This window comes from Escherichia sp. WS2035, from assembly GCF_046487065.1.
Lineage (GTDB): Bacteria > Pseudomonadota > Gammaproteobacteria > Enterobacterales > Enterobacteriaceae > Escherichia > Escherichia coli.
Window position 1 is genome coordinate 85,713 of the sequence record NZ_JBJQKD010000017.1, and the last position, 25,088, is coordinate 110,800.

The window sequence follows — 25,088 nt, forward strand, 5'->3', positions numbered from 1 at the left end:
AATGTAGCAATCCTTTATCTCACTGAAAGGGACTGTTTATGAAAATTAAAATACTTGCTGCGGGTATCGCATTAACACTGCCATTCTGGGCTTGCGCTAAAGATGTCACCATCATTTATACCAACGACCTCCATGCACATGTCGAGCCTTATAAAGTGCCGTGGATCGCTGACGGTAAACGGGATATTGGCGGCTGGGCAAATATCACTACGCTGGTTAAGCAAGAAAAAGCAAAAAATAAAGCGACATGGTTTTTTGATGCGGGCGACTATTTTACCGGGCCATATATCAGCAGCCTGACCAAAGGTAAGGCTATTATCGATATTATGAATACTATGCCGTTTGATGCCGTCACAATAGGCAACCATGAATTTGACCACGGCTGGGACAACACATTATTACAGTTGAGCCAGGCAAAATTCCCTATTGTGCAGGGCAATATTTTTTATCAGAACAGCAGTAAATCATTCTGGGATAAGCCCTATACCATCATCGAAAAAGACGGTGTGAAAATAGGCGTTATTGGTTTGCACGGAGTATTTGCCTTTAATGATACGGTATCTGCTGCCACGCGCGTGGGTATTGAAGCGCGCGATGAAATTAAATGGCTACAACGTTATATCGATGAACTCAAAGGCAAGGTTGATTTGACCGTCGCCCTGATCCACGAAGGTGTTCCAGCCCGCCAGTCCAGTATGGGAGGCACAGATGTGCGTCGCGCGTTGGATAAAGATATTCAGACGGCAAGTCAGGTGAAAGGGCTGGATATTTTGATCACCGGACATGCACATGTGGGTACGCCGGAACCGATTAAAGTCGGCAATACGCTCATCCTCTCCACTGACAGCGGCGGGATTGATGTGGGCAAACTGGTTCTCGACTACAAAGAGAAGCCGCATAATTTTACGGTGAAAAACTTCGAGCTTAAAACCATTTACGCTGACGAGTGGAAGCCCGATCCGCAAACGAAACAGGTGATCGACGGCTGGAATAAAAAGCTTGATGAAGTGGTGCAACAAACGGTGGCGCAATCGCCGGTTGAATTAAAACGTGCCTATGGTGAATCGGCTTCCCTCGGGAACCTGGCGGCTGACGCTTTATTGGTAGCGGCGGGTAAAAACACCCAACTGGCGTTAACAAACTCTGGTGGTATCCGCAATGAGATCCCCGCAGGGGCGATCACGATGGGCGGCGTCATCAGTACGTTTCCGTTCCCCAACGAACTGGTGACGATGGAACTCATGGGTAAACAATTACGCAGTCTGATGGAACACGGCGCAAGTTTAAGCAATGGCGTTTTACAGGTATCGAAAGGCCTGGAAATGAAGTACGACAGCAACAGGCCGGTTGGTCAGCGGGTAATCACACTGACTTTGAATGGCAAACCCATTGAAGATGCGACGGTTTATCACATTGCTACTCAGAGTTTCCTTGCTGATGGTGGAGATGGTTTTACCGCCTTTACCGAAGGGAAAGCGCGTAACACAACGGGCGGTTATTACGTTTATCACGCGGTGGTTGATTACTTCAAAGCGGGCAACACCATTACGGATGAACAGCTCAACGGTATGCGCGTGAAGGATATCAAATAAAAGTGCGCACTGAATTGACTCAACTGTTTGTTACCCGTTGATTGCGCAGATCCTGTATTCGGCCTACGCGAGGGCGCAGGCCGAATCAGATGCCTTAACATCACCATCCGGTGGCAGGACGTTGTTTTTCGAATTAGCCCAGGTGTCGCTGTGTTGTCAGAATATGAGTCAAAACGTGCGAGGTGGATTGCGCTATAGAGAAATCTTTTATCGCCTCTAATTAAGATGAGTTTTTTTCATCTTCCCTGATTTTTCCTCACCATCATTGGTTATTTTTCGGTTGACGCCCTTCGGCTTTTCCTTCATCTTTACATCTGGACGTCTAAACGGATAGATGTGCACAACACAACATATAACGATAAGCGATTGATGAGGTAAGGTATGAGCTTTTTTCACGCCAGCCAGCGGGATGCCCTGAATCAGAGTCTGGCAGAAGTCCAGGGGCAGATTAACGTTTCGTTCGAATTTTTCCCGCCGCGTACCAGTGAAATGGAGCAGACCCTGTGGAACTCCATCGATCGCCTTAGCAGCCTGAAACCGAAGTTTGTATCGGTGACCTATGGCGCAAACTCCGGCGAGCGCGACCGTACGCACAGCATTATTAAAGGCATTAAAGATCGCACCGGCCTGGAAGCGGCACCGCATCTTACCTGCATTGATGCGACGCCTGCCGAGCTGCGGATCATTGCACGCGACTACTGGAATAACGGTATTCGCCATATCGTGGCGCTGCGTGGCGACCTGCCGCCGGGAAGTGGTAAGCCAGAAATGTATGCTTCTGACCTGGTGACGCTGTTAAAAGAAGTGGCAGATTTCGATATCTCCGTGGCGGCGTATCCGGAAGTACATCCAGAAGCGAAAAGTGCCCAGGCCGATTTACTCAACCTGAGACGAAAAGTGGATGCCGGAGCCAACCGCGCCATTACTCAGTTCTTCTTCGATGTCGAAAGCTACCTGCGTTTTCGCGATCGCTGCGTCTCGGCAGGCATTGATGTGGAAATCATTCCGGGAATTTTGCCGGTTTCGAACTTTAAACAGGCGAAGAAATTTGCCGACATGACCAACGTGCGTATTCCGGCGTGGATGGCACAAATGTTCGACGGCCTGGATGACGATGCTGAAACCCGCAAGCTGGTGGGCGCGAATATCGCCATGGATATGGTGAAGATTTTAAGCCGTGAAGGAGTGAAAGATTTCCACTTCTATACGCTTAACCGCGCTGAAATGAGTTATGCGATTTGCCATACACTGGGAGTTCGACCTGGTTTATAAGTATTGTGCCTTTTGTGAAAATCACACAGTGTTCACAAATTTTAAACAGAGCACAAAATGCTGCCTCGAAATGAGGGCGGGAAAATAAGGTTATCAGCCTTGTTTTCTCCCTCATTACTTGAAGGATACAAATCTAAAACCCTTTTTTATAAAGCATTTGTCCTAAATCGGACATAATCAAAAAGTCTTAATTACGATCAATTTGATCTACATCTCTTTAACCAACAATATGTAAGATCTCAACTATCGCATCCGTGGATTAATTCAATTATAACTTCTCTCTAACGCTGTGTATCGTAACGGTAACACTGTAGAGGGGAGCACATTGATGAGCACGTCAGACGATATCCATAACACGACAGCCACCGGCAAATGCCCGTTCCATCAGGGCGGTCACGACCAGAGCGCAGGTGGGGGCACAACCACGCGCGACTGGTGGCCAAATCAACTCCGTGTTGACCTGTTAAACCAACATTCTAATCGTTCTAACCCGCTGGGTGAGGACTTTGACTACCGCAAAGAATTCAGCAAATTAGATTACTACGGCCTGAAAAAAGATCTGAAAGCCCTGCTGACAGAATCTCAGCCGTGGTGGCCTGCCGACTGGGGCAGCTACGCTGGTCTGTTTATTCGTATGGCCTGGCACGGCGCGGGTACTTACCGTTCAATCGACGGTCGCGGCGGCGCGGGTCGTGGTCAGCAACGCTTTGCACCGCTGAACTCCTGGCCGGATAACGTAAGCCTCGATAAAGCGCGTCGCCTGTTGTGGCCAATCAAACAGAAATATGGTCAGAAAATCTCCTGGGCCGACCTGTTTATCCTCGCGGGTAACGTGGCGCTGGAAAACTCCGGCTTCCGTACCTTCGGTTTTGGTGCCGGTCGTGAAGACGTCTGGGAACCGGATCTGGATGTTAACTGGGGTGATGAAAAAGCCTGGCTGACTCACCGTCATCCGGAAGCGCTGGCGAAAGCACCGCTGGGTGCAACCGAGATGGGCCTGATTTACGTTAACCCGGAAGGCCCGGATCACAGCGGCGAACCACTTTCGGCAGCAGCAGCTATCCGCGCGACCTTCGGCAACATGGGCATGAATGACGAAGAAACCGTGGCGCTGATTGCGGGTGGTCATACGCTGGGTAAAACCCACGGTGCCGGTCCGACATCAAATGTAGGTCCTGATCCAGAAGCTGCACCGATTGAAGAACAAGGTTTAGGCTGGGCGAGCACTTACGGCAGCGGCGTTGGCGCAGATGCCATTACCTCTGGTCTGGAAGTGGTCTGGACCCAGACGCCGACCCAGTGGAGCAACTATTTCTTCGAGAACCTGTTCAAGTATGAGTGGGTACAGACCCGCAGCCCGGCTGGCGCAATCCAGTTTGAAGCGGTAGACGCACCGGAAATTATCCCGGATCCGTTTGATCCGTCGAAGAAACGTAAACCGACGATGCTGGTGACCGACCTGACGCTGCGTTTTGATCCTGAGTTCGAGAAGATCTCTCGTCGTTTCCTCAACGATCCGCAGGCGTTCAACGAAGCCTTTGCTCGTGCCTGGTTCAAACTGACGCACAGGGATATGGGGCCGAAATCTCGTTACATCGGGCCGGAAGTACCGAAAGAAGATCTGATCTGGCAAGATCCGCTGCCGCAGCCGATCTACAACCCGACCGAGCAGGACATTATCGATCTGAAATTCGCGATTGCGGATTCTGGTCTGTCTGTTAGTGAGCTGGTATCGGTGGCCTGGGCGTCTGCTTCTACCTTCCGTGGTGGCGACAAACGTGGTGGTGCCAACGGTGCGCGTCTGGCATTAATGCCGCAGCGTGACTGGGATGTGAACGCCGCAGCCGTTCGTGCTCTGCCAGTTCTGGAGAAAATTCAGAAAGAGTCTGGCAAAGCTTCGCTGGCGGATATCATCGTGCTGGCAGGTGTGGTTGGCGTTGAGAAAGCCGCAAGCGCCGCAGGTTTGAGCATTCATGTACCGTTTGCGCCGGGTCGCGTTGATGCGCGTCAGGATCAGACTGACATTGAGATGTTCGAACTGCTGGAACCAATTGCTGACGGTTTCCGTAACTATCGCGCTCGTCTGGACGTTTCCACCACCGAGTCACTGTTGATTGATAAAGCACAGCAACTGACGCTGACCGCGCCGGAAATGACTGCGCTGGTGGGCGGGATGCGCGTACTGGGTGCCAACTTCGATGGCAGCAAAAACGGCGTCTTCACTGACCGCGTTGGTGTATTGAGCAATGACTTCTTCGTGAACTTGCTGGATATGCGTTACGAGTGGAAAGCGACCGACGAATCGAAAGAACTGTTCGAAGGCCGTGACCGCGAAACTGGCGAAGTGAAATACACAGCCAGCCGTGCGGATCTGGTCTTTGGTTCTAACTCTGTCCTGCGTGCGGTGGCGGAAGTCTACGCCAGCAGCGATGCCCACGAGAAGTTTGTTAAAGACTTCGTGGCAGCGTGGGTGAAAGTGATGAACCTCGACCGTTTCGACCTGCTGTAATCTGACCTTCTTCAGCGACTGCCTTTCATGCAGTCGCTGAAGTTTCTTTACCGGCGTATAGTGTCCACAGGAAAACTACACACTGGATCTCTCATGTCTGCCGCAGGAAAGAGCAACCCACTGGCAATCAGTGGCCTGGTTGTGCTCACACTTATCTGGAGTTATAGCTGGATTTTCATGAAGCAAGTCACCAGCTACATCGGTGCCTTCGACTTCACCGCCTTACGCTGCATTTTCGGCGCTCTCGTTTTATTCATCGTTCTTTTATTACGTGGTCGCGGAATGCGCCCGACGCCGTTTAAATACACCTTAGCCATTGCCCTGTTACAAACCTGCGGGATGGTTGGCCTGGCACAGTGGGCGCTGGTCAGCGGCGGAGCGGGGAAGGTGGCAATCCTGAGCTATACCATGCCGTTCTGGGTGGTGATTTTCGCCGCGTTGTTTCTCGGTGAACGCCTGCGACGTGGGCAATATTTCGCGATACTGATTGCCGCTTTCGGCTTATTTTTGGTGTTGCAGCCGTGGCAACTCGATTTCTCTTCGATGAAAAGTGCCATGCTGGCAATCCTCTCCGGTGTGAGTTGGGGGGCGAGCGCGATTGTTGCTAAACGTCTGTATGCCCGCCATCCGCGCGTGGATTTATTGTCGCTAACATCCTGGCAGATGCTGTATGCGGCGCTGGTGATGAGCGTGGTCGCTTTACTGGTGCCGCAACGTGAAATTGACTGGCAACCCACCGTGTTCTGGGCGCTGGCCTACAGTGCGATTCTGGCGACAGCGCTGGCGTGGAGCTTATGGTTGTTTGTATTGAAAAACTTGCCTGCCAGTATTGCCAGCTTAAGCACACTGGCCGTTCCCGTTTGCGGCGTACTCTTTTCCTGGTGGCTGCTCGGTGAGAATCCGGGGGCAGTTGAAGGTAGCGGTATTGTGCTGATTGTACTGGCACTGGCGCTGGTGAGCCGTAAGAAAAAAGAAGCCGTCAGTGTAAAAAGGATCTGAATTTTTTCTTCATGTGGGGAGATCTCTTATTTAGCAAAATACCGATAGTGCCCCACCATCCGCCAGCTAAACAGTACATCTTCTTCCTGCGCGCCTGCGCCAATGTTATGTATCACCAGCGGCGTACCGTCGCGGGCGAAGCCATCTGACACCACCCCAATATGTGCCAGCCCGTTATCTAATCGCCAGGAGACAATATCGCCCGCTTGATAGTCACTGGGGTTCTTGCTGGTGGGGCGTGTTTTATCGTGGCGGGTAAACCAGGTTTCCAGATTAGGCACCCGACGGTGATCGATGTTGCTGTCCGGGCGCTTTAACTGCCATTTTTGCGGGTACGCAGCAAAATTCTTCGCCATATCTTCGTGCACCAGTTTCTGCAAATCGACCTTCTGGCTGCGCAATGCACGGATCACCACATCGGAACATACGCCGCGTTCTTGCGGGACATCACCGCCAGGATAGGTAAGCTGCACATACGCCGGATCGTAAAATAGCGTGCTGCCGATTTGCTGTCTGGCGCCGTCTGCGATGGCAAGATTGGTGTTGGCCTGGATTTGTACCACGGTTGGTGGAACGGCGGGAGATTTTAAGGAGTAACTGGTAAATACCGTCAGAAGACTGAATAACGCCAGTGAAGCTTTCATCTGTTTCGTCCGTGAAAATAAGAGTCACAGATTCGACCTTCCGGGCTAACGATTGTTCTGTGGAGAAAATGTCCAGAAGCGGATAAAAAAACACCCGAACAACGTGGAAGTTTCAGATTACTGGCACAGCGTGCCGGATGCGGCGTGAACGCCTTATCCGGTCTACAAAAGTACGTAAATTTACTATATTGCAGAGATTGCGTAGGCCTGATAAGCGTAGCGCATCAGGCAATTTTGCGTTCAAACTCCCGGACAAGCCGGGAGTTTGGAGTAGATTATTCCCACTCTTGCAGGAAACGCTGACCATACTGGTCGGCTACCAGCAGTGCGGCGTAAACCTGATCTGGCGTCGCGCCGCCAGGCATGTTGTGGATGGTTTCACCTTCTGCACATGCCGCTTCTGCCACAATTCGCATTTTTGCCGGGACATCTTCTTTAATATCCAGTTGAGCGAGAGTTATTGGCAAACCTACCGCATGGCTAAGCGCAGCTACGGTTTCGATTTCCTCCACCGGCGCGTTTTCCAGAACCAGCTGCGTCAGCGTACCGAATGCCACTTTTTCACCATGATAATAGTGATGCGCGTCCGGGATAGCGGTCAGGCCGTTATGTACCGCGTGTGCCGCCGCCAGCCCGCCGCTTTCAAAACCAACGCCACTCAAATAGGTGTTCGCTTCAATCACGCGCTCCAGCGCCGGAGTCACTACATGCTGTTCGGCGGCAAGCATCGCTTTTTCGCCTTCTTCCAGCAGGGTGTTGTAGCACAGTTCAGCCAGTGCCAGCGCTGCCTGAGTGCACTTGCCACCCGCCATGGTGGTCGCGCCGCTACGGGAACAGGCACGCGCTTCAAACCAGGTTGCCAGCGCATCGCCAATACCCGCCGCTAACAGACGCGCGGGCGCGCCAGCGACGATTTTGGTGTCGACAATGACCATATTCGGGTTATTTGGCAACAGCAGATAGCGGTCAAACTCACCCTCATCGGTGTAGATAACAGACAATGCGCTGCACGGTGCGTCGGTAGAAGCGATAGTCGGTGCGATCGCTACCGGAACACCCATGAAATGTGCCAGTGCTTTGGCAGTATCGAGGGTTTTTCCGCCACCAATACCGAGAATTGCGCCACACTGCGCAGTCTCCGCGATGCCACGCAGACGGTCGATCTCATTTTGCGAACATTCACCGCCAAACGGCGCAATTTCTACTACCAGTCCAGCATCTTTAAAGCTTTTCTCGACAGTGGATTGAGCAAAACCTAAAACAAATTTGTCACCCACCACTAACCAGCGTTCCGCCAGTGGCTTCAGGTACTCGCCCAGACGATTAATTACATCTGCGCCCTGGATGTATTTACCTGGTGATTGAATAATGCGGTCCATAATTACTCCTTTAGAGATGAGTAGTGCCAAATGCGGCATTCCAGTCGTGCTCGAACTTCTCTATAGCTGACTCTACCGCAGGGGTGTTAAGCATTTGTTGCGCTACATCTAAGGGCAGTGTGATGGATTCACATCCTGCCAGCAAACAATCCAGCGCCTGACGTGGTGTTTTAAAGCTGGCAGCCAGCACCATGCTTTCTGGCGCATGCATTTCCAGTAACGCTTGCAACTCCTGTACAGTACGAATGCCGTCACCGCCCTGGGCATCTACGCGGTTAACGTATGGAGCAACGTATTTGGCTCCAGCCAGCGCCGCCAGTAATCCTTGCGCGGCGCTGTACACTGCGGTTCCCAGCGTAGTAATGCCTTCTTTCTTCAGCATTTTAATTGCTGCCAGACCTTCAGAGGTTACCGGAATTTTCACCACAATGCCCGGAATAGCGTCGCGCAGGCGTTTCGCTTCTTTCACCATACCCTGCGCGTCGCGGCTCATGGTCTGAGCAAACAGAATGCCCTCATCACCGATCGCTTTTTGCAGGCGCGGCAGCACTTCCCAGATGGACTCCTTGCTGGCAGCGATAATGCTCGGGTTAGTTGTCACCCCGGCAATCGGGAATATGCGTGCCAGACGTTCGACTTCTGCGACGTTAGCGGTGTCCAGATACAGTTCCATGATGTTTCCTTTTACAGTTCCAGTTCATGTTGCAGCAGGCTGGCGATAGCGTCGGCAGAGGCGGCGTTAACCAGCGCATTACGGAATTCTTCGTGCATGATGCGACGAGCGAGGCGCGAGAAAATGCGCATATGTTGATCGCCCGCGGCGTGTTTGTTCAGGGTTAACATAATGATGAATTGCGCTTCATCATCGCCCCAGCGCACTGGCGCTTGCAGACGCGCTACGCTGATGGTGGATTGCTCAATGTGTTCCGATTTACTGTGGGGAATGGCGAAACTAAAGCCCAGTCCGGTAGAGAAAACGGCCTCGCGCGCCCACAAGTCGGCTTCCAGTTTACGCGGATAGCGGCAGCGGCCCGCCAGCAGCAGGTTATCGGTCATGCCTTTGAGCACTTCTTCTTTGCTGCGCCAGTCGCTTTCCAGTGTGATGCACTCGGCGGTGACCAGCGGTGCGTCCTGTTGGGTCATGCGGAATTGCGCCAGCAGGTGTTCCACTTCCAGCGAAGTACGGCAGGCCATTGCCTGGTTGAGCAACTGGCGGCACTCACGGCTATCAAGTTGCGCCATCCGCGCTTTCGCCGCCGGAATTGATGGTGCGCTCATGCTGAGTTCATCCAGCCCTAAACCGACCAGCAACGGCAGCACGGAACCTTTCGCTCCCAGTTCACCGCACAGACCAATCCATTTGCCCTGGCGATGCACCGCCTGCACGGCGTAATCGAGCGCCCGCAAGAAGGCCGGATTCAGGCTGTTGTAGTGACGAGTCACCTTAGCGTTATCGCGATCCACTGCCAGTAGATATTGCGTCAGGTCATTACTACCAATACTAAAGAAATCAATCTCTTCGCAGCATTGATCGATGATGAACATCACCGACGGCACTTCCAGCATGATGCCGAGCTGGATCTTCTCATCAAACGGAATGTGTTCGTTACGCAGTTGCTGTTTGGCTTCCGCCAGTTTTTCTTTCACCCATAAGATCTCTTCCATTGAGGAGATCATCGGGATCATGATTTTCAGGCTGCCGTGAGCAGAGGCGCGCAGGATCGATCGTAGTTGTGTGGTAAACAACGACGCGTATTCTTCATAAATACGCACCGCGCGATAACCGAGGAACGGGTTAGCTTCTGCGGGAATGTTCAGATAATCAACGGGTTTGTCACCACCAATGTCCATAGTGCGCACAATAATGCTGCGTCCGTTGGCAGACTCCAGCGCCTGACAAAAGATGTTGTACAGCTCGCTTTCACCCGGTGCACTGGTGCGATCCATATAGAGCATTTCAGTGCGGAACAAACCAACGCCTTCCGCACCATTGCCGAATGCGGCCTGCGCTTCCACGGAGTGAGCGATGTTAGCGGCAATTTCAATGCGGATACCGTCAGCGGTACGCGCTTGCTGGGTCAGCCAGACACGCTGTTGCTCACGCAGAGCGTCCTGTACGCGGGCTTCTTGCTGATAATAACGGGCCACGGATTCCCCTGGCTCAACCACAATCGCCCCTGCGTTGCCGTCGATATAAATCGTCTGATGCTGCCACGGAGTAAGGGCATCAATATCCACACCTACCAGCGTCGGAATGTTGAACGAACGGGCAAGGATCACCGTATGTGATGTGGTGCCGCCACTTTTCAGTAACAGACCTTTGAGATGATTTTTATCCAGTTCGAGGAACTGGCTGGGGGTCAGTTCATCAGCCATACAAATGGCGGGCTGCGTCAGTTTGCCCGGTGCCGGGAAGCGTTGCTCACCGTAGATTTGCTGGAGTAACTGGAAGCAGACGTCGCGTACGTCCAGGGCACGTTCTTGCAGGTAACTGCTGCTGGAACGGGCGAACTCTTCGCAAAAGTGATTCGCACTGGCAACAATCGCTTCGGCGCAGCTTAATCCGGCGCTGACACCTGCCAGTAAATGTTCGCGCAGGGAAGTATCGCCAGCCAGGGATCGGTGCGCTTCCAGAATCGCGCTGGTAGCACCGTCGCTATCCAGCAGACGAAACTCTATGTTTTTCAGTACCAGCGTCAGACCGTTTTCCAGTGCGGATTGTTCGGCGTCAACGCCTTTGGCTGCGGGAAGATTACCCAGCGCATTGAGATCTAAAGAAGAGATCGGCGTCAGAATGCCGCCTGCGCTACCGCTGCACACGGTGCGAGCGCGGATAATTTGCGGATTCAGATTGGTCAGTGAAACCGGCAGTGGTTCCAGTTCGTCAGATTTTACTTCCGCCAGCGGTGCGTCGCAGTGGGGGAATTCATCGCGCAGCCATTGGCTTAAACGCTGGTGCGCTTCCTGTTCGTCGGCCCCGGAAATCAGTAACTGGCAGTTATCGCCCACCAGCGTATCGGTGCCAATCAGCGCAAGGGCGCTTTTGGCGTTGCCCTTGCGGTCAGTGCGCAGGTTATGCCACTCAATTTGTGATGAAAAAGTATTACACAGCGTTTCAACGTGGCTTGCCGGACGCGCATGGACGCCGTTAGGTAGCTCACAAATAAATTCCACAATCAGGGCCATTGCCTTTCTCCCGGTACGGTTTTCTGTTTACAGGATAAGAGCGCACGGCAACGGCCTGCCATGTGACAAATCTGCCAAAAGCTGGACAAATGTAATGTAACCGTCAATTTGCGACGCGTCTCACAAGACGCCGTTTTGCGGCGTACTTCCGGATTATCGCAAGTTATGAGGCGGATCGCATTTTTGTACTGATATTACAAAAGTCCAGTAAATGGCCTTTTTATCCACTGTTTGCTCCGCCTGCGATTGCCTATTGTTTCTTCCATCAAAAATATGGACATGGGCTTTCGCAAGCCCGGGAGCAGCTTATGAATGAGTTGGTGCAGATCCTGAAAAATACCCGTCAGCATTTAATGACGGGCGTTTCACACATGATTCCCTTCGTGGTATCGGGCGGTATTTTGCTGGCGGTTTCCGTCATGTTGTATGGCAAAGGCGCAGTGCCGGATGCCGTAGCCGATCCGAATCTGAAAAAACTGTTTGATATCGGCGTTGCAGGTTTGACGCTGATGGTGCCTTTCCTCGCCGCTTACATCGGTTATTCCATTGCAGAACGTTCTGCGCTGGCTCCATGCGCTATCGGTGCCTGGGTTGGTAACAGCTTTGGCGCGGGCTTCTTTGGTGCGCTGATCGCCGGGATTATCGGCGGCATCGTGGTGCATTACCTGAAGAAAATTCCAGTGCATAAAGTTCTGCGCTCGGTAATGCCAATCTTCATCATTCCAATCGTCGGCACACTGATTACCGCTGGCGTCATGATGTGGGGGCTGGGCGAGCCGGTGGGGGCGTTGACCAACAGCCTGACCCAGTGGCTTCAGGGGATGCAGCAGGGCAGCATTGTTATGCTGGCGGTGATCATGGGTCTGATGCTGGCGTTCGATATGGGCGGCCCGGTTAACAAAGTGGCCTATGCCTTCATGCTGATTTGCGTTGCTCAGGGTGTTTATACCGTGGTGGCTATTGCCGCTGTTGGGATTTGTGTTCCACCGCTGGGGATGGGGCTGGCGACGCTGATTGGTCGTAAAAATTTCTCCGCAGAAGAGCGCGAAACCGGCAAGGCGGCACTGGTGATGGGCTGTGTTGGCGTTACTGAAGGGGCGATTCCTTTCGCCGCTGCCGATCCGCTGCGTGTCATTCCTTCCATCATGGTCGGTTCAGTTTGTGGTGCGGTAACTGCGGCGCTGGTCGGTGCGCAGTGCTATGCAGGCTGGGGTGGTCTGATTGTGCTGCCGGTGGTTGAAGGTAAGTTGGGTTACATCGCGGCAGTGGCTGTCGGGGCGGTTGTGACGGCAGTCTGCGTGAACGTGCTGAAAAGTCTGGCGCGTAAAAATGGGTCTTCAACTGAAGAGAAGGAAGACGACCTGGATCTGGATTTTGAAATTAATTAATTGAGGAACGAGCCATGACGAAAATTATCGCAGTAACCGCATGTCCTTCAGGTGTTGCCCATACTTATATGGCGGCAGAGGCGCTGGAAAGCGCCGCGAAAGCGAAAGGCTGGGAAGTAAAAGTAGAAACCCAGGGGTCGATTGGTCTGGAAAATGAACTGACTGCGGAAGACGTGGCAAGCGCCGATATGGTGATTTTGACCAAAGATATCGGCATCAAATTTGAAGAGCGTTTTGCTGGCAAGACTATCGTGCGTGTCAACATCAGCGACGCGGTAAAGCGTGCTGACGCCATTATGAGCAAAATTGAAGCTCACCTGGCACAAACCGCTTAAGTTCTTATCCCGCCCGCAAGGGCGGGTTCGCTTTCCCACAGGAGTTCCTCATGACGAATCGTATCTCTCGCCTCAAAACTGCACTGTTTGCCAATACCCGTGAAATCTCGCTGGAGCGGGCGTTGCTTTATACCGCCAGCCATCGGCAAACCGAAGGGGAGCCGGTGATAATGCGTCGGGCGAAAGCAACAGCGTATATCCTTGAACACGTTGAAATTTCGATTCGTGATGAAGAACTGATTGCCGGTAACCGCACCGTAAAACCACGCGCCGGGATTATGTCGCCGGAAATGGACCCTTACTGGCTGCTGAAAGAACTGGATCAATTCCCGACGCGTCCGCAGGACCGCTTTGCTATCAGCGAAGAAGATAAACGTATCTACCGCGAAGAGTTGTTCCCGTACTGGGAAAAACGTTCGATGAAAGATTTCATCAACGGGCAGATGACGGATGAAGTAAAAGCCGCGACCAGCACGCAGATTTTCAGCATCAACCAGACGGATAAAGGCCAGGGGCACATTATTATTGATTACCCGCGCCTGCTGAATCACGGGCTGGGGGAGCTGGTGGCACAGATGCAGCAACATTGTCAGCAACAGCCGGAGAATCACTTTTATCAGGCAGCGCTGTTACTGCTGGAAGCCTCGCAGAAACATATTTTGCGTTACGCCGAACTGGCGGAAACGATGGCGGCAAGCTGCACTGATGGCCCGCGTCGCGAAGAATTGCTGACTATTGCGGAGATCTCCCGCCATAACGCCGAACATAAGCCGCAGACGTTCTGGCAGGCGTGCCAGTTATTCTGGTACATGAACATCATTCTGCAATACGAATCCAACGCCAGTTCGCTATCGTTGGGGCGCTTCGACCAGTATATGTTGCCGTTCTATCAGACATCATTAACCCAGGGCGAAGATCCGGCATTCCTGAAAGAACTGCTCGAATCTTTATGGGTGAAATGCAACGACATCGTGCTGTTGCGCTCCACCAGTAGCGCGCGTTATTTCGCCGGTTTCCCTACCGGCTATACCGCACTGCTCGGCGGGTTAACCGAGAACGGACGTAGCGCGGTGAACGTGCTTTCGTTCCTTTGCCTTGACGCTTATCAAAGCGTGCAATTACCGCAACCGAACCTCGGCGTGCGCACTAACGCCTTGATCGACACGCCGTTCCTGATGAAAACCGCAGAAACCATTCGCCTCGGCACCGGTATTCCGCAAATCTTTAACGATGAAGTGGTAGTGCCAGCGTTCCTCAACCGTGGCGTTTTGCTGGAAGATGCGCGCGACTATTCCGTAGTGGGCTGTGTGGAATTATCTATTCCCGGCAGAACCTACGGCTTGCATGACATCGCGATGTTTAACCTGCTGAAAGTGATGGAAATCTGCCTGCATGAAAATGAAGGCAACGCTGCGCTGACTTATGAAGGTTTACTGGAACAGATCCGCGCCAAGATCAGCCACTACATCACCCTGATGGTTGAGGGCAGCAATATTTGTGATATCGGCCATCGCGACTGGGCACCTGTACCGCTACTCTCGTCTTTTATCAGCGATTGTCTGGAAAAAGGTCGCGATATTACCGATGGCGGCGCGCGTTATAACTTCTCCGGCGTACAGGGGATCGGTATCGCCAACCTGAGCGATTCTCTCCATGCGTTGAAAGGGATGATTTTTGATCAACAGCGTTTAAGTTTTGACGAATTGCTGTCGGTATTAAAAGCCAACTTCGCCACGCCAGAAGGCGAAAAAGTCCGCGCTCGCTTAATTAACCGCTTCGAGAAATACGGTAACGATATCGACGAGGTGGATAACATTAGCGCCGAACTGTTACGCCACTACTGCAAAGAAGTGGAAAAATACCAGAACCCGCGCGGCGGCTACTTCACGCCGGGATCGTATACCGTTTCTGCTCATGTCCCGTTGGGAGCGGTGGTTGGCGCGACGCCAGACGGTCGCTTTGCCGGAGAGCAACTGGCAGACGGTGGCTTGTCACCCATGCTGGGTCAGGACGCACAAGGACCAACGGCGGTACTGAAATCAGTCAGTAAGCTCGATAACACACTGCTTTCTAACGGTACATTGCTGAACGTGAAATTCACTCCGGCGACCCTCGAAGGTGAAGCGGGATTACGCAAACTGGCCGACTTCTTACGGGCGTTTACCCAGCTTAAGTTGCAGCATATTCAGTTTAACGTGGTGAACGCCGACACGTTACGGGAAGCGCAACAGCGCCCACAAGATTATGCCGGGCTGGTGGTGCGCGTTGCCGGATACAGCGCCTTCTTTGTCGAACTGTCGAAGGAGATCCAGGATGACATCATCCGCCGGACAGCGCATCAGCTGTAACGTTGTGGAAACGCGCCGCGATGATGTGGCGCGCATTTTCAACATTCAGCGTTATTCACTGAATGACGGCGAGGGCATTCGTACGGTGGTCTTTTTTAAAGGCTGTCCGCATCTTTGCCCATGGTGTGCTAATCCGGAGTCGATCTCCGGCAAAATCCAGACGGTGCGCAGAGAGGCGAAATGTCTGCACTGCGCGAAATGTTTGCGTGATGCGGATGAATGCCCCTCCGGGGCATTTGAACGGATTGGCCGCGATATCAGCCTTGACGCGCTGGAACGGGAAGTGATGAAAGATGACATTTTCTTTCGCACGTCCGGCGGCGGCGTCACGCTTTCTGGCGGCGAAGTGTTAATGCAGGCGGAGTTTGCGACCCGTTTTTTACAGCGACTGCGGCTATGGGGTGTGTCATGCGCCATCGAAACTGCCGGAGACGCGCCAGCCAGCAAGCTGTTACCGCTGGCGAAATTGTGCGATGAAGTGTTGTTCGATTTAAAAATTATGGATGCGGCTCAGGCGCGGGATGTGGTGAAGATGAACCTGCAACGCGTGCTGGAGAATCTGCGTTTGCTGGTGAGTGAGGGTGTCAACGTGATCCCGCGTTTACCGCTGATCCCTGGTTTCACGCTCAGCCGGGAGAATATGCAGCAGGCGCTGGACGTGCTGATCCCGCTGAATATCAAGCAGATCCATCTGTTACCGTTTCATCAGTACGGCGAGCCGAAATACCGCCTGCTGGGGAAAACATGGTCGATGAAAGAGGTTGCTGCGCCGTCGTCAGCCGATGTGGCAACGATGCGTGAAATGGCAGAACGGGCCGGATTTCAGGTTACCGTGGGAGGTTAAAATGGCATATCTGGTGGCAGTAACCGCCTGCGTAAGCGGCGTGGCGCATACTTATATGGCGGCGGAACGGCTGGAAAAGTTGTGCCAGTTAGAGAAGTGGGGCGTCAGCATTGAAACTCAGGGCGCGTTGGGAACGGAGAATCGTTTAGCGGACGAGGATATCCGCCGGGCGGATGTTGCGCTGTTAATTACGGATATCGAGCTTGCCGGTGCTGAGCGATTTGAACATTGTCGCTACGTGCAATGCAGCATCTACGCTTTCCTGCGTGAGCCGCAGAGGGTGATGAGCGCAGTGCGCAAAGTGCTTTCTGCGCCGCAGCAAACCCATCTTATTCTGGAGTAGTCGGTTTTTCTGTCAGTTGGCTGTGGTACTGCCGACGATATTCCGACGGCGAGCGTTCGGTATTTTTACGAAACAGACGGCAGAAGTAGTTGCTGTCGACAAAGCCGCAGGCGTGCGCCACTTCTTTTACCTTCAGGTCATAGCCTTTCAATAATGTCTTAGCGTGCTCCAGTCGCGTGTGATTCAGGTATTCGTTAAAACCAATGGCCCCCGTTTTTTGAAACAGGTGCGAGAGGTAATTTGGCGAAATATAGAACGCCTGTGCGACAGATTCGCGGGTAAGTGCGGAGGCATAGCGTTCGTCGATATAATCACGAATAGCTTCGAATAGAGCCTGGCTGCGTGAGGCGGTCTGTATTTGGCTGCCGAGCAAATCGCGGCAGTGGCTAAGCAGGCTGGCGACGATAAGTCTGGCCGTTTGCTGCTCCTGCGACTGCATTTGCATTTCATTGAGCGTTTGTAGCAGAAAAGAACCAATGCGTGGGCCGCGTCGGGCGACGTGTTGCTTCGCCAGATTTTGATATTGTTTGCCATCCCATTGCACGACGCTGAAGCCGAGTTGCTGTTTGCCAAATAGCACGCTAAAGGTCGTGGCGGGGGCTTGCCATTGTGGAAAATTCCAGCCACCAGCAGGGACGTACAGCACATCGCCGGGAACTAACGCTGCTCCAGCGCCGGTATCAATAAACTCACCTTCCAGCACAATTTCCAGACGTGGAAAATCGACCTGATACGCAAGATCGGGCACCGGGCCGTTGCTGCTGGCAAAGTAAATCTGGCGCAGGGACAGCGGGCCGTTGATCAGGCGGGAGAGCAGATAGCTGACGTCGTGATACATGTTATTCCCTTAGGTATGTAGACGGGAAAACAGTAACTGGCATTATGAAAAAAGGCCACCTGAAAAGTGTGGCCTGATGGGAGTGAGATGTAAACATTGCGGCAGTTTCAGTCGACTTGTATTGCCGGATGCGGCGTAAACGCCTTATCCGGCCTACCGCCGCGATCTGTAGGCCGGATAAGACGCGTCAAGCGTCGCATCCGGCAAATAACATCTGGCTGATAATTACTGATTACCCACCTGATCGCCATACGGCAGAGTGTCGTAATCGATCAGTGCGTTTTTCTTATACGGGTTACCAATCCAGCGGGTAGTTTCTTTGAACTGCGGATTCACCACTGAACGGGTTGGATCGTAACCGTCGTAAGATAAGCCCGCCAAATCTGACCAGGTGTGGATCAGTTCCGCCAGGCTGTATTTACGATCAACATCCTGTGAGAAATCACGCGGATGAGTCGCTTGCCATTTTTCTGACGTCCACAGCAGGAACGGAATGGTGTACATATGACGCGTCGGATTGTCTTCATTACGCCCCTGAGTTTTGTGCGGCGGCGTGTCGTAAACCTCTTCACCGTGGTCAGAGAAATAAACCAGGAAACCGTTCGGATCGGTCGCTTTAAAGTCTTTAATCAGGCTGGCAACCACGTGATCGTTGTACAGGTTAGCATTGTCATAATCATTATATGACTCCAGCTCTTCTGCGTTTAATCCCGGTGGAACATGCTCTGTATTACCGTCAAATTTGCCCTGATCTTCCGGATAACGGTACTTGTACTTGATATGCGTACCCAGCAGATGAACGATGATCAGTTTCTTCGGCGCAGGGTCCTTCAGCACTTCCTGGAACGGCTTCAGCACGTTGGTGTCGTATTCACGCGCACTCTGCGTACGTTGCTGGTTCATGTAGTACTGCTTGTCGGTCTGGCGCGAAAATACCGTCAGCATCGTATTGCGGGCGGTCATTGTCTGCTGGTTGGTGATCCAGAAGGTTTTATAACCCGCCTGTTTCATCATGTTCATCAGCGACGGCTGCGTCAGATACAGATCCGGGTTCTTTTCATTGGCAAAGGTCAGCGCCTGTTGCAGGATTTCAATGGTGTACGGACGAGACGTAACCACGTTATTAAACACGGTCAGATTCGGATCGGTTTTATGCAGCGCATCCAGCTCCGGCGTGGTTTCACGCGGATAACCGTACAGGCTCATGCGTCCACGCTGGGTCGATTCGCCAATTACCAGCACTAAGGTGCGCGGTTCGTTACCCGATTCATCTTTGAAATTAGCCAGCGGCGGCAATGCATTATTTTCATTCAGTAGCTTTGTTAGCGAGTTTAGTTGCTGACGATACTGATAATAGCCGGTCAGGAATTGCCACGGTGCGGCAGGCTCCATACGCGATGCCAGGTTATCCAACGTTTTCTCAAACGGCTTGTTTTTGATAAACGTATTCATGGCGATCGGATGCAGAATCAAGCCATAAAGTAGGGCAAAAGAGACAACATAACGCCACGGCTTTGGAATATAGACCGGGCGCAGGCGTGTCCACAGCAGAACTGCCACCGCCGTATAGGCCAGCGCGATAAGCACAATTTTCAGGCTGAAATACTGGCTTAAATACTCGCTGGCTTCGTTGGTGTTGGTTTCGAACATCACAAACAGAACGCTCTGCGAGAACTCCTGACCGTAGATGACGTAATAGCACAGCGCCGCCAGAGAGGCCGCCCATAGCACCACGCCGATCACTGCGGCAATAATTTTAATCCGCTTCGGAAAGAGGAATACCGGGATCAACCACAGCGAACTGAATAACAGCGAGTCGCGAATGCCGTTAGTGCCACTATAACCACTGATGTAAATAATGGCCTGTAGCAGAGTAGAGAAAAACCAAAAGTAGAGCAGTGCCCAACCCAGGGCTTTCCAGCTAAAAAGGGGTTTAGCCTGGACTTCTGTGGAATGCATAGTAAGAACCTGTCTTGAAAAAAATATCGCCGAATGTAACGACAATTCCTTAAGGATATCTGAAGGGATATCCAGATTTTGAATAAAATGCAGACAGAAATATATTGAAAACGAGGGTGTTAGAACAGCAGTATTTCAGAAAACCCTCGCGCAAAAGCACGAGGGTTTGCAGGAGAGGAAGATTAGCCGGTATTACGCATACCTGCCGCAATCCCGGCAATAGTGACCATTAACGCCTGCTCGACGCGAGGATCCGGTTCATGGCCTTCTTTTTCTGCCTGGCGGGAGCGGTGCAGCAACTCGGCCTGCAATACGTTCAGCGGGTCGGTGTAAATATTCCGTAGCTGAATAGACTCTGCAATCCACGGCAGATCGGCCATCAGGTGAGAATCGTTGGCAATCGCCAGCACCACTTTGATGTCTTCTTCTTGCAGATTGCGTAACTCTTTACCTAACGGCCACAGTGCTTTGTCGACCAGGCGTTGGTCATAGTATTCTGCCAGCCACAGGTCTGCTTTGGCGAAGACCATCTCCAGCATGCCGAGACGCGTCGAGAAGAATGGCCAATCGCGGCACATGGCTTCCAGCTCGCTCTGTTTGCCATCTTCGACCACTTTTTGCAGCGCCGTACCTGCACCCAGCCAGGCGGGGAGCATCAGGCGGTTTTGCGTCCAGGCAAAAATCCACGGAATGGCGCGCAGCGACTCGACGCCGCCGGTCGGGCGACGTTTCGCCGGACGTGAACCCAACGGCAGTTTACCCAATTCTTGTTCCGGCGTAGCGGAGCGGAAGTAAGGCACAAAATCTTTGTTTTCACGTACGTAGCCACGGTAGAGATCGCAGGAGATGACTGACAGTTCATCCATAATGCGACGCCAGCTCTCTTTCGGCTCAGGCGGTGGCAGCAGGTTGGCTTCCAGAATCGCCCCGGTGTACAGCGACAGGCTGCTGACGGTGATTTCTGGCAGACCATATTTAAAGCGGATCATCTCGCCCTGTTCGGTCACGCGCAGGCCACCTTTCAGGCTTCCTGGCGGTTGTGACAGCAGCGCCGCATGGGCAGGTGCGCCGCCGCGACCAATGGAACCGCCGCGACCGTGGAACAACGTCAGCTCAATACCCGCTTTTTCGCAGGTTTTGATTAATGCATCCTGTGCCTGATATTGCGCCCAGGAAGCTGCCATCACGCCCGCATCTTTTGCTGAGTCGGAATAGCCAATCATCACCATCTGTTTGCCCTGAATCAGGCCGCGATACCAGTCGATATTCAGCAGCTGGGTCATGACATCGTTGGCGTTGTTCAGGTCATCGAGGGTTTCAAACAGCGGAGCAACCGGCATCGCAAACCCGATACCCGCTTCTTTCAGCAGCAGGTGGACAGCCAGCACGTCGGACGGCGTTTTCGCCATCGAGATCACGTAGGCGGCAATGGAGCCTTGCGGCGCTTCGGCAATCACCTGGCAGGTATCGAGCACTTCGCGCGTTTCGGCGCTTGGTTGCCAGTTGCGCGGTAGAAGCGGACGTTTGGAGTTCAGTTCGCGGATCAGGAACGCCTGTTTGTCGGCTTCTGACCAGCTCTCGTAGTCGCCGATACCGAGGTAGCGGGTCAGCTCGCCCAGCGCTTCGGTATGGCGGGTGCTCTCCTGACGGATATCAATACGCACCAGCGGTACGCCGAAACATTTCACGCGGCGCAGGGTGTCGAGCAGATCGCCATTGGCGATAATACCCATGCCACACGCCTGAAGTGACTGGTAGCAAGCGTAGAGCGGTTCCCACAGTTCTTCGTTTTGTGTCAGCAGACCTTCTGGTTTTGGCAGTTCTTCGCCTTTCAGGCGCGCTTCCAGCCATGCCTGTGTCGCCATCAGGCGAGAACGCAGGTTTTTCATCAGATAGCGATACGGTTCTGCGGCACCCTCTTCGCCAACCAGTGCCAGCAGTTCAGGGGTGGCTTCAACCATCGACAGTTCAGAAACCAGAACCTGAATATCTTTCAGGAACAAATCGGTGGCTTTCCAGCGGCTGAGTAGCAGGACGTGGCGGGTGATATCGGCAGTGACGTTCGGATTGCCGTCGCGGTCACCGCCCATCCACGAGGTAAAACGTACCGGAACAAATTCGACGGGCAGTTTGTAGCCGAGGTTCTCTTCCAGTTGTTCGTTCAGTTCGCGCAGGTAATTCGGTACGCCTTGCCACAGGCTGTTTTCTACTACGGCAAAGCCCCATTTGGCTTCATCTACCGGGCTTGGGCGCAGTTTACGGATTTCATCGGTATGCCATGACTGGGCGATCAACTGGCGCAGGCGGCGCATCAGCTGGTTGTGTTCGTAGTCGGCGATATCTTTGTTATCGAGCTGTTTTAAACAGGCGTTCACTTCCACCATTTTGTGGATCAGTGTACGACGGGTAATTTCGGTTGGGTGAGCCGTGAGGACCAGTTCCAGCGACAGCGATTCCACTGCTTTTTTGATGGTGTCTTCGCTCAGTTCCGGCTGGTTTTTCAGTTTACGCAGGGTGCGGGCGATCACTTCCGGGTTGCTGGCAGCTTCGCCTTTCGGCGAAATGCTGTGGTATTGCTCAGCGGTGTTGGCCAGGTTCAGAAACTGACTAAACGCACGCGCAACGGGCAGCAGCTCGTCGTTCGACAAATTTTGTAAGGTGGTGAGCAACTCCTGGCGGTTAGCATCATTGCCAGCGCGTGAAGATTTGGACAACTTACGGATAGTTTCTACGCGTTCAAGAATGTGTTCTCCCAACGCATCCTTGATGGTTTCTCCCAGCACTTTGCCGAGCATACTGACATTACTACGCAATGCGGAATATTGTTCGTTCATATTACCCCAGACACCCCATCTTATCGTTTGATAGCCCTGTATCCTTCACGTCGCATTGGCGCGAATATGCTCGGGCTTTGCTTTTCGTCGTCTTTTATAAAGCCACGTAAAAGCGGTGACGTCAAATGCTGCGAAATCGCTTCAGCAAACGAATAAATAGCAGGAATTTACGCCATTAAATTCACGACGCTTTAAATAAGCGTAACTTATGGGAATGTTAAAAAATCGCCTCGAGTAACACCAAAGGTGTAGGTCGGATAAGATGCGCAAGCATCGCATCCGACATTGTTTGGCCTACGTTTTAATGCCAGCAAAAATGGTGAATCACCTGGGTGATCAGTTCGCGGGTGGGCTTGATAAACCTCGTCTCCAGATATTCATCAGGCTGATGAGCCTGATTAATTGAGCCAGGCCCCAGAACCAGCGTCGGGCATAACGTTTGAATAAACGGCGCTTCGGTACAGTAATTCACCACTTCGGTCTTTGCTCCGAGCAATTTCTCAACCACTTCAACCAGTTTATGATTCGGTGGGCATTCATAGCCAGGGATCGGCGGGTGCAGCTCGTCGACCGTCAGACGACCCGGCCAGCGTTCGCTCACTGGAGCCAATGCATCGTTGAGCAAACCATTAAGTTCATTGAGTGTCATGCCTGGCAGCGGACGAATATCCATATGCAACTCACAACAAGCGCAAATACGGTTAGAGGCGTCGCCGCCGTGAATATGCCCGAGGTTGAGTGTGGGGTATGGCACGGTAAACGCTTCATAGTGATAGCGTTCTTTCAGGTTATCGCGCAATTGCAAAATATGGCCGATGGCGTCGTGCATCAGTTCGATAGCGTTAACCCCGCGCGACGGATCGCTGGAGTGGCCCGACTGACCCATAATTCGAATGGCATTTGAGATGTGGCCTTTATGTGCGCGTACCGGTTGCAGCGACGTTGGCTCGCCAATGATGGCGCAATCCGGGCGCAGGGCGGTAGTTTCGGCAAAATAACGCGCTCCGGCCATACTGGTTTCTTCATCGGCAGTCGCCAGAATGTAGAGCGGTTTTGCAAGCTTCGTGACGTCGACATCGCGTAGCGCATCAAGGATAAACGCAAAAAAGCCTTTCATGTCGGCGGTGCCTAAGCCGTAAAGCTTGCCGTCATGCTCCGTCAACGTAAATGGATCGCGCGTCCAGCGTCCGTCATCAAATGGCACCGTATCGGTATGCCCCGCCAGCAACAAACCGCCAGCCCCCTGTCCGCAACTGGCCAGCATATTAAATTTGTTGCGAGTTCCTGGCACAGACTGCACTTCCACATTGAAGCCTAAATCCTTAAACCAGTCCGCCAGCAGAGTGATTAAATCTGCATTGCTTTGATCGAGTGCCTCTTCCGTGGCGCTTATTGAAGGTGTGGCAATCAGAGCACGGTAAATCTCGATAAATGGCGGTAATTTGTTTTTCATTGTTGACACACCTCTGGTCATGATAGTATCAATATTCATGCAGTATTTATGAATAAAAATACACTAACGTTGAGCGTAATAAAACCCACCAGCCGTAAGGTGAATGTTTTACGTTTAACCTGGCAACCAGACATAAGAAGGTGAATAGCCCCGATGTTGAATACGCTGATTGTGGGTGCCAGTGGCTACGCTGGCGCAGAGCTAGTGACCTATGTAAATCGCCATCCGCATATGAACATAACCGCTTTGACTGTTTCAGCGCAAAGCAATGATGCGGGAAAGTTAATCTCCGATTTGCATCCGCAGCTAAAAGGCATCGTTGATCTGCCGTTGCAGCCGATGTCGGATATCGGCGAGTTTAGCCCAGGGGTGGACGTGGTGTTTCTCGCCACCGCCCATGAAGTCAGCCACGATTTAGCGCCGCAATTTCTTGAAGCAGGCTGTGTGGTGTTCGACCTTTCCGGCGCGTTTCGTGTTAACGATGTCGCCTTCTATGAAAAATATTACGGCTTTACCCATCAATACCCGGAACTGCTGGAACAGGCAGCCTACGGTCTGGCGGAGTGGTGCGGTAATAAATTAAAAGAAGCGAACTTGATTGCCGTGCCAGGCTGTTATCCGACGGCAGCACAGCTGGCGCTGAAACCGTTGATTGATGCCGATCTTCTTGACCTCAATCAGTGGCCGGTGATCAACGCCACCAGCGGCGTGAGCGGTGCAGGACGTAAGGCAGCGATTTCAAATAGTTTTTGTGAAGTTAGCCTGCAACCGTATGGCGTCTTTACCCATCGCCATCAACCAGAGATCGCCACACACCTCGGTGCTGACGTTATCTTCACCCCGCATCTGGGCAATTTCCCGCGCGGCATTCTCGAAACCATTACCTGCCGCCTGAAACCGGGTGTGAGCCAGGTGCAAGTGGCGCAAGCGTTACAGCAGGCGTATGCCCATAAACCACTGGTGCGGCTGTATGACAAAGGCGTTCCGGCGCTGAAAAATGTCGTTGGACTGCCATTCTGCGATATCGGTTTTGCCGTTCAGGGCGAGCATCTGATTATTGTGGCGACCGAAGACAACTTACTGAAAGGCGCGGCGGCACAAGCGGTGCAGTGCGCCAATATTCGTTTCGGCTATGCGGAAACGCAGTCTCTTATTTAAGGGTGCA

The 25,088-nt window shown here is 52.6% G+C and carries 18 protein-coding genes; 10 read left to right on the forward strand and 8 right to left on the reverse strand.

Annotation, left to right across the window (positions count from 1 at the left end; all coding sequences use genetic code 11):
• Positions 1-38: 38 nt before the first annotated feature.
• The 4 genes from ACJHX4_RS22390 (at position 39) to yijE (ending at position 6,372) form a co-directional block, all read left to right on the forward strand.
• The gene (locus ACJHX4_RS22390; protein ID WP_000694068.1) at positions 39-1,592 is read left to right on the forward strand and encodes a bifunctional metallophosphatase/5'-nucleotidase; all 1,554 of its coding nucleotides are present in this window, start codon (positions 39-41) and stop codon (positions 1,590-1,592) included.
• A 381-nt stretch (positions 1,593-1,973) separates the two neighbouring features.
• Positions 1,974-2,864 (forward strand): methylenetetrahydrofolate reductase, encoded by an 891-nt coding sequence (gene metF, locus ACJHX4_RS22395; protein ID WP_000007515.1) that lies wholly within the window; start codon positions 1,974-1,976, stop codon positions 2,862-2,864.
• Between the two features lie 328 nt (positions 2,865-3,192).
• Positions 3,193-5,373: a catalase/peroxidase HPI gene (gene katG / locus ACJHX4_RS22400; protein ID WP_001296626.1), complete on the forward strand. Its 2,181-nt coding sequence runs from the start codon at positions 3,193-3,195 to the stop codon at positions 5,371-5,373.
• A gap of 93 nt (positions 5,374-5,466) precedes the next feature.
• The gene (gene yijE / locus ACJHX4_RS22405; RefSeq protein WP_001271242.1) at positions 5,467-6,372 is read left to right on the forward strand and encodes a cystine transporter YijE; all 906 of its coding nucleotides are present in this window, start codon (positions 5,467-5,469) and stop codon (positions 6,370-6,372) included.
• A 26-nt stretch (positions 6,373-6,398) separates the two neighbouring features.
• Here the strand turns inward: yijE and ACJHX4_RS22410 are convergent, their stop codons facing one another.
• The 4 genes from ACJHX4_RS22410 to ptsP form a co-directional block, all read right to left on the reverse strand.
• On the reverse strand, positions 6,399-7,016 hold the full coding sequence (locus ACJHX4_RS22410; RefSeq protein WP_000647862.1) for a DUF1287 domain-containing protein: 618 nt from the start codon (positions 7,014-7,016) through the stop codon (positions 6,399-6,401).
• A gap of 275 nt (positions 7,017-7,291) precedes the next feature.
• On the reverse strand, positions 7,292-8,395 hold the full coding sequence (gldA, locus tag ACJHX4_RS22415; RefSeq protein ID WP_000374004.1) for a bifunctional L-1,2-propanediol dehydrogenase/glycerol dehydrogenase: 1,104 nt from the start codon (positions 8,393-8,395) through the stop codon (positions 7,292-7,294).
• 10 nt (positions 8,396-8,405) lie between these two features.
• The gene (gene fsa / locus ACJHX4_RS22420) at positions 8,406-9,068 is read right to left on the reverse strand and encodes a fructose-6-phosphate aldolase (RefSeq protein WP_000424857.1); all 663 of its coding nucleotides are present in this window, start codon (positions 9,066-9,068) and stop codon (positions 8,406-8,408) included.
• Positions 9,069-9,079: 11 nt separating this feature from the next.
• The gene (gene ptsP / locus ACJHX4_RS22425; RefSeq protein ID WP_001185130.1) at positions 9,080-11,581 is read right to left on the reverse strand and encodes a phosphoenolpyruvate--protein phosphotransferase; all 2,502 of its coding nucleotides are present in this window, start codon (positions 11,579-11,581) and stop codon (positions 9,080-9,082) included.
• 308 nt (positions 11,582-11,889) lie between these two features.
• Between ptsP and ACJHX4_RS22430 the strand changes: the two genes are divergently transcribed.
• Genes ACJHX4_RS22430 through ACJHX4_RS22450 form a run of 5 tightly spaced genes read left to right on the forward strand, consistent with a single transcriptional unit; the run spans position 11,890 to position 16,839 of the window.
• Positions 11,890-12,969 (forward strand): PTS fructose transporter subunit EIIC, encoded by a 1,080-nt coding sequence (locus ACJHX4_RS22430; protein WP_001004469.1) that lies wholly within the window; start codon positions 11,890-11,892, stop codon positions 12,967-12,969.
• A 14-nt stretch (positions 12,970-12,983) separates the two neighbouring features.
• A complete protein-coding gene (locus ACJHX4_RS22435; RefSeq protein WP_000161265.1) occupies positions 12,984-13,304 on the forward strand; it encodes a PTS fructose-like transporter subunit IIB in 321 nt (106 codons plus the stop codon).
• A gap of 50 nt (positions 13,305-13,354) precedes the next feature.
• Positions 13,355-15,652 carry a formate C-acetyltransferase gene (locus ACJHX4_RS22440; protein ID WP_000184861.1) on the forward strand — a complete coding sequence of 766 codons (2,298 nt, stop codon included), beginning with the start codon at positions 13,355-13,357 and terminating at the stop codon, positions 15,650-15,652.
• Entirely contained in the window at positions 15,618-16,496 is an 879-nt protein-coding gene (locus ACJHX4_RS22445; RefSeq protein WP_000204099.1) for a [formate-C-acetyltransferase]-activating enzyme, read from the forward strand. The genes ACJHX4_RS22440 and ACJHX4_RS22445 overlap by 35 nt, the downstream gene beginning before the upstream one ends.
• A gap of 1 nt (position 16,497) precedes the next feature.
• On the forward strand, positions 16,498-16,839 hold the full coding sequence (locus ACJHX4_RS22450; RefSeq protein WP_000323849.1) for a PTS fructose-like transporter subunit IIB: 342 nt from the start codon (positions 16,498-16,500) through the stop codon (positions 16,837-16,839).
• Here the strand turns inward: ACJHX4_RS22450 and ACJHX4_RS22455 are convergent.
• The 4 genes from ACJHX4_RS22455 to argE all read right to left on the reverse strand — a co-directional run bounded on the left by ACJHX4_RS22455 (position 16,826) and on the right by argE (position 23,923).
• Complete coding sequence (locus ACJHX4_RS22455) at positions 16,826-17,677, reverse strand: AraC family transcriptional regulator (RefSeq protein WP_000274617.1); 852 nt, start codon at positions 17,675-17,677, stop codon at positions 16,826-16,828. The two genes, ACJHX4_RS22450 and ACJHX4_RS22455, sit on opposite strands and share 14 nt — an antisense overlap.
• A 225-nt stretch (positions 17,678-17,902) precedes the next feature.
• On the reverse strand, positions 17,903-19,636 hold the full coding sequence (locus ACJHX4_RS22460) for a phosphoethanolamine transferase CptA (RefSeq protein ID WP_000556298.1): 1,734 nt from the start codon (positions 19,634-19,636) through the stop codon (positions 17,903-17,905).
• Between the two features lie 182 nt (positions 19,637-19,818).
• Positions 19,819-22,470, reverse strand: a complete 2,652-nt coding sequence (gene ppc, locus ACJHX4_RS22465; protein WP_001005578.1) for a phosphoenolpyruvate carboxylase — start codon at positions 22,468-22,470, stop codon at positions 19,819-19,821.
• 301 nt (positions 22,471-22,771) lie between these two features.
• A complete protein-coding gene (gene argE, locus ACJHX4_RS22470; RefSeq protein WP_001296627.1) occupies positions 22,772-23,923 on the reverse strand; it encodes an acetylornithine deacetylase in 1,152 nt (383 codons plus the stop codon).
• 153 nt (positions 23,924-24,076) lie between these two features.
• Here argE and argC point away from each other — a divergent pair, with 153 nt between their 5' ends.
• Complete coding sequence (gene argC / locus ACJHX4_RS22475; RefSeq protein ID WP_000935352.1) at positions 24,077-25,081, forward strand: N-acetyl-gamma-glutamyl-phosphate reductase; 1,005 nt, start codon at positions 24,077-24,079, stop codon at positions 25,079-25,081.
• The last annotated feature ends 7 nt before the right edge of the window (positions 25,082-25,088 follow it).

Excerpts from the sequence above, each read along its gene's own strand:
- ACJHX4_RS22390 (WP_000694068.1), top strand. The coding sequence starts at position 39 with ATGAAAATTAAAATACTTGCTGCGGGTATCGCATTAACACTGCCATTC.
- metF (WP_000007515.1), top strand. The coding sequence starts at position 1,974 with ATGAGCTTTTTTCACGCCAGCCAGCGGGATGCCCTGAATCAGAGTCTG.
- katG (WP_001296626.1), top strand. The coding sequence starts at position 3,193 with ATGAGCACGTCAGACGATATCCATAACACGACAGCCACCGGCAAATGC.
- yijE (WP_001271242.1), top strand. The coding sequence starts at position 5,467 with ATGTCTGCCGCAGGAAAGAGCAACCCACTGGCAATCAGTGGCCTGGTT.
- ACJHX4_RS22410 (WP_000647862.1), bottom strand. The coding sequence starts at position 7,016 with ATGAAAGCTTCACTGGCGTTATTCAGTCTTCTGACGGTATTTACCAGT.
- gldA (WP_000374004.1), bottom strand. The coding sequence starts at position 8,395 with ATGGACCGCATTATTCAATCACCAGGTAAATACATCCAGGGCGCAGAT.
- fsa (WP_000424857.1), bottom strand. The coding sequence starts at position 9,068 with ATGGAACTGTATCTGGACACCGCTAACGTCGCAGAAGTCGAACGTCTG.
- ptsP (WP_001185130.1), bottom strand. The coding sequence starts at position 11,581 with ATGGCCCTGATTGTGGAATTTATTTGTGAGCTACCTAACGGCGTCCAT.
- ACJHX4_RS22430 (WP_001004469.1), top strand. The coding sequence starts at position 11,890 with ATGAATGAGTTGGTGCAGATCCTGAAAAATACCCGTCAGCATTTAATG.
- ACJHX4_RS22435 (WP_000161265.1), top strand. The coding sequence starts at position 12,984 with ATGACGAAAATTATCGCAGTAACCGCATGTCCTTCAGGTGTTGCCCAT.
- ACJHX4_RS22440 (WP_000184861.1), top strand. The coding sequence starts at position 13,355 with ATGACGAATCGTATCTCTCGCCTCAAAACTGCACTGTTTGCCAATACC.
- ACJHX4_RS22445 (WP_000204099.1), top strand. The coding sequence starts at position 15,618 with ATGACATCATCCGCCGGACAGCGCATCAGCTGTAACGTTGTGGAAACG.
- ACJHX4_RS22450 (WP_000323849.1), top strand. The coding sequence starts at position 16,498 with ATGGCATATCTGGTGGCAGTAACCGCCTGCGTAAGCGGCGTGGCGCAT.
- ACJHX4_RS22455 (WP_000274617.1), bottom strand. The coding sequence starts at position 17,677 with ATGTATCACGACGTCAGCTATCTGCTCTCCCGCCTGATCAACGGCCCG.
- ACJHX4_RS22460 (WP_000556298.1), bottom strand. The coding sequence starts at position 19,636 with ATGCATTCCACAGAAGTCCAGGCTAAACCCCTTTTTAGCTGGAAAGCC.
- ppc (WP_001005578.1), bottom strand. The coding sequence starts at position 22,470 with ATGAACGAACAATATTCCGCATTGCGTAGTAATGTCAGTATGCTCGGC.
- argE (WP_001296627.1), bottom strand. The coding sequence starts at position 23,923 with ATGAAAAACAAATTACCGCCATTTATCGAGATTTACCGTGCTCTGATT.
- argC (WP_000935352.1), top strand. The coding sequence starts at position 24,077 with ATGTTGAATACGCTGATTGTGGGTGCCAGTGGCTACGCTGGCGCAGAG.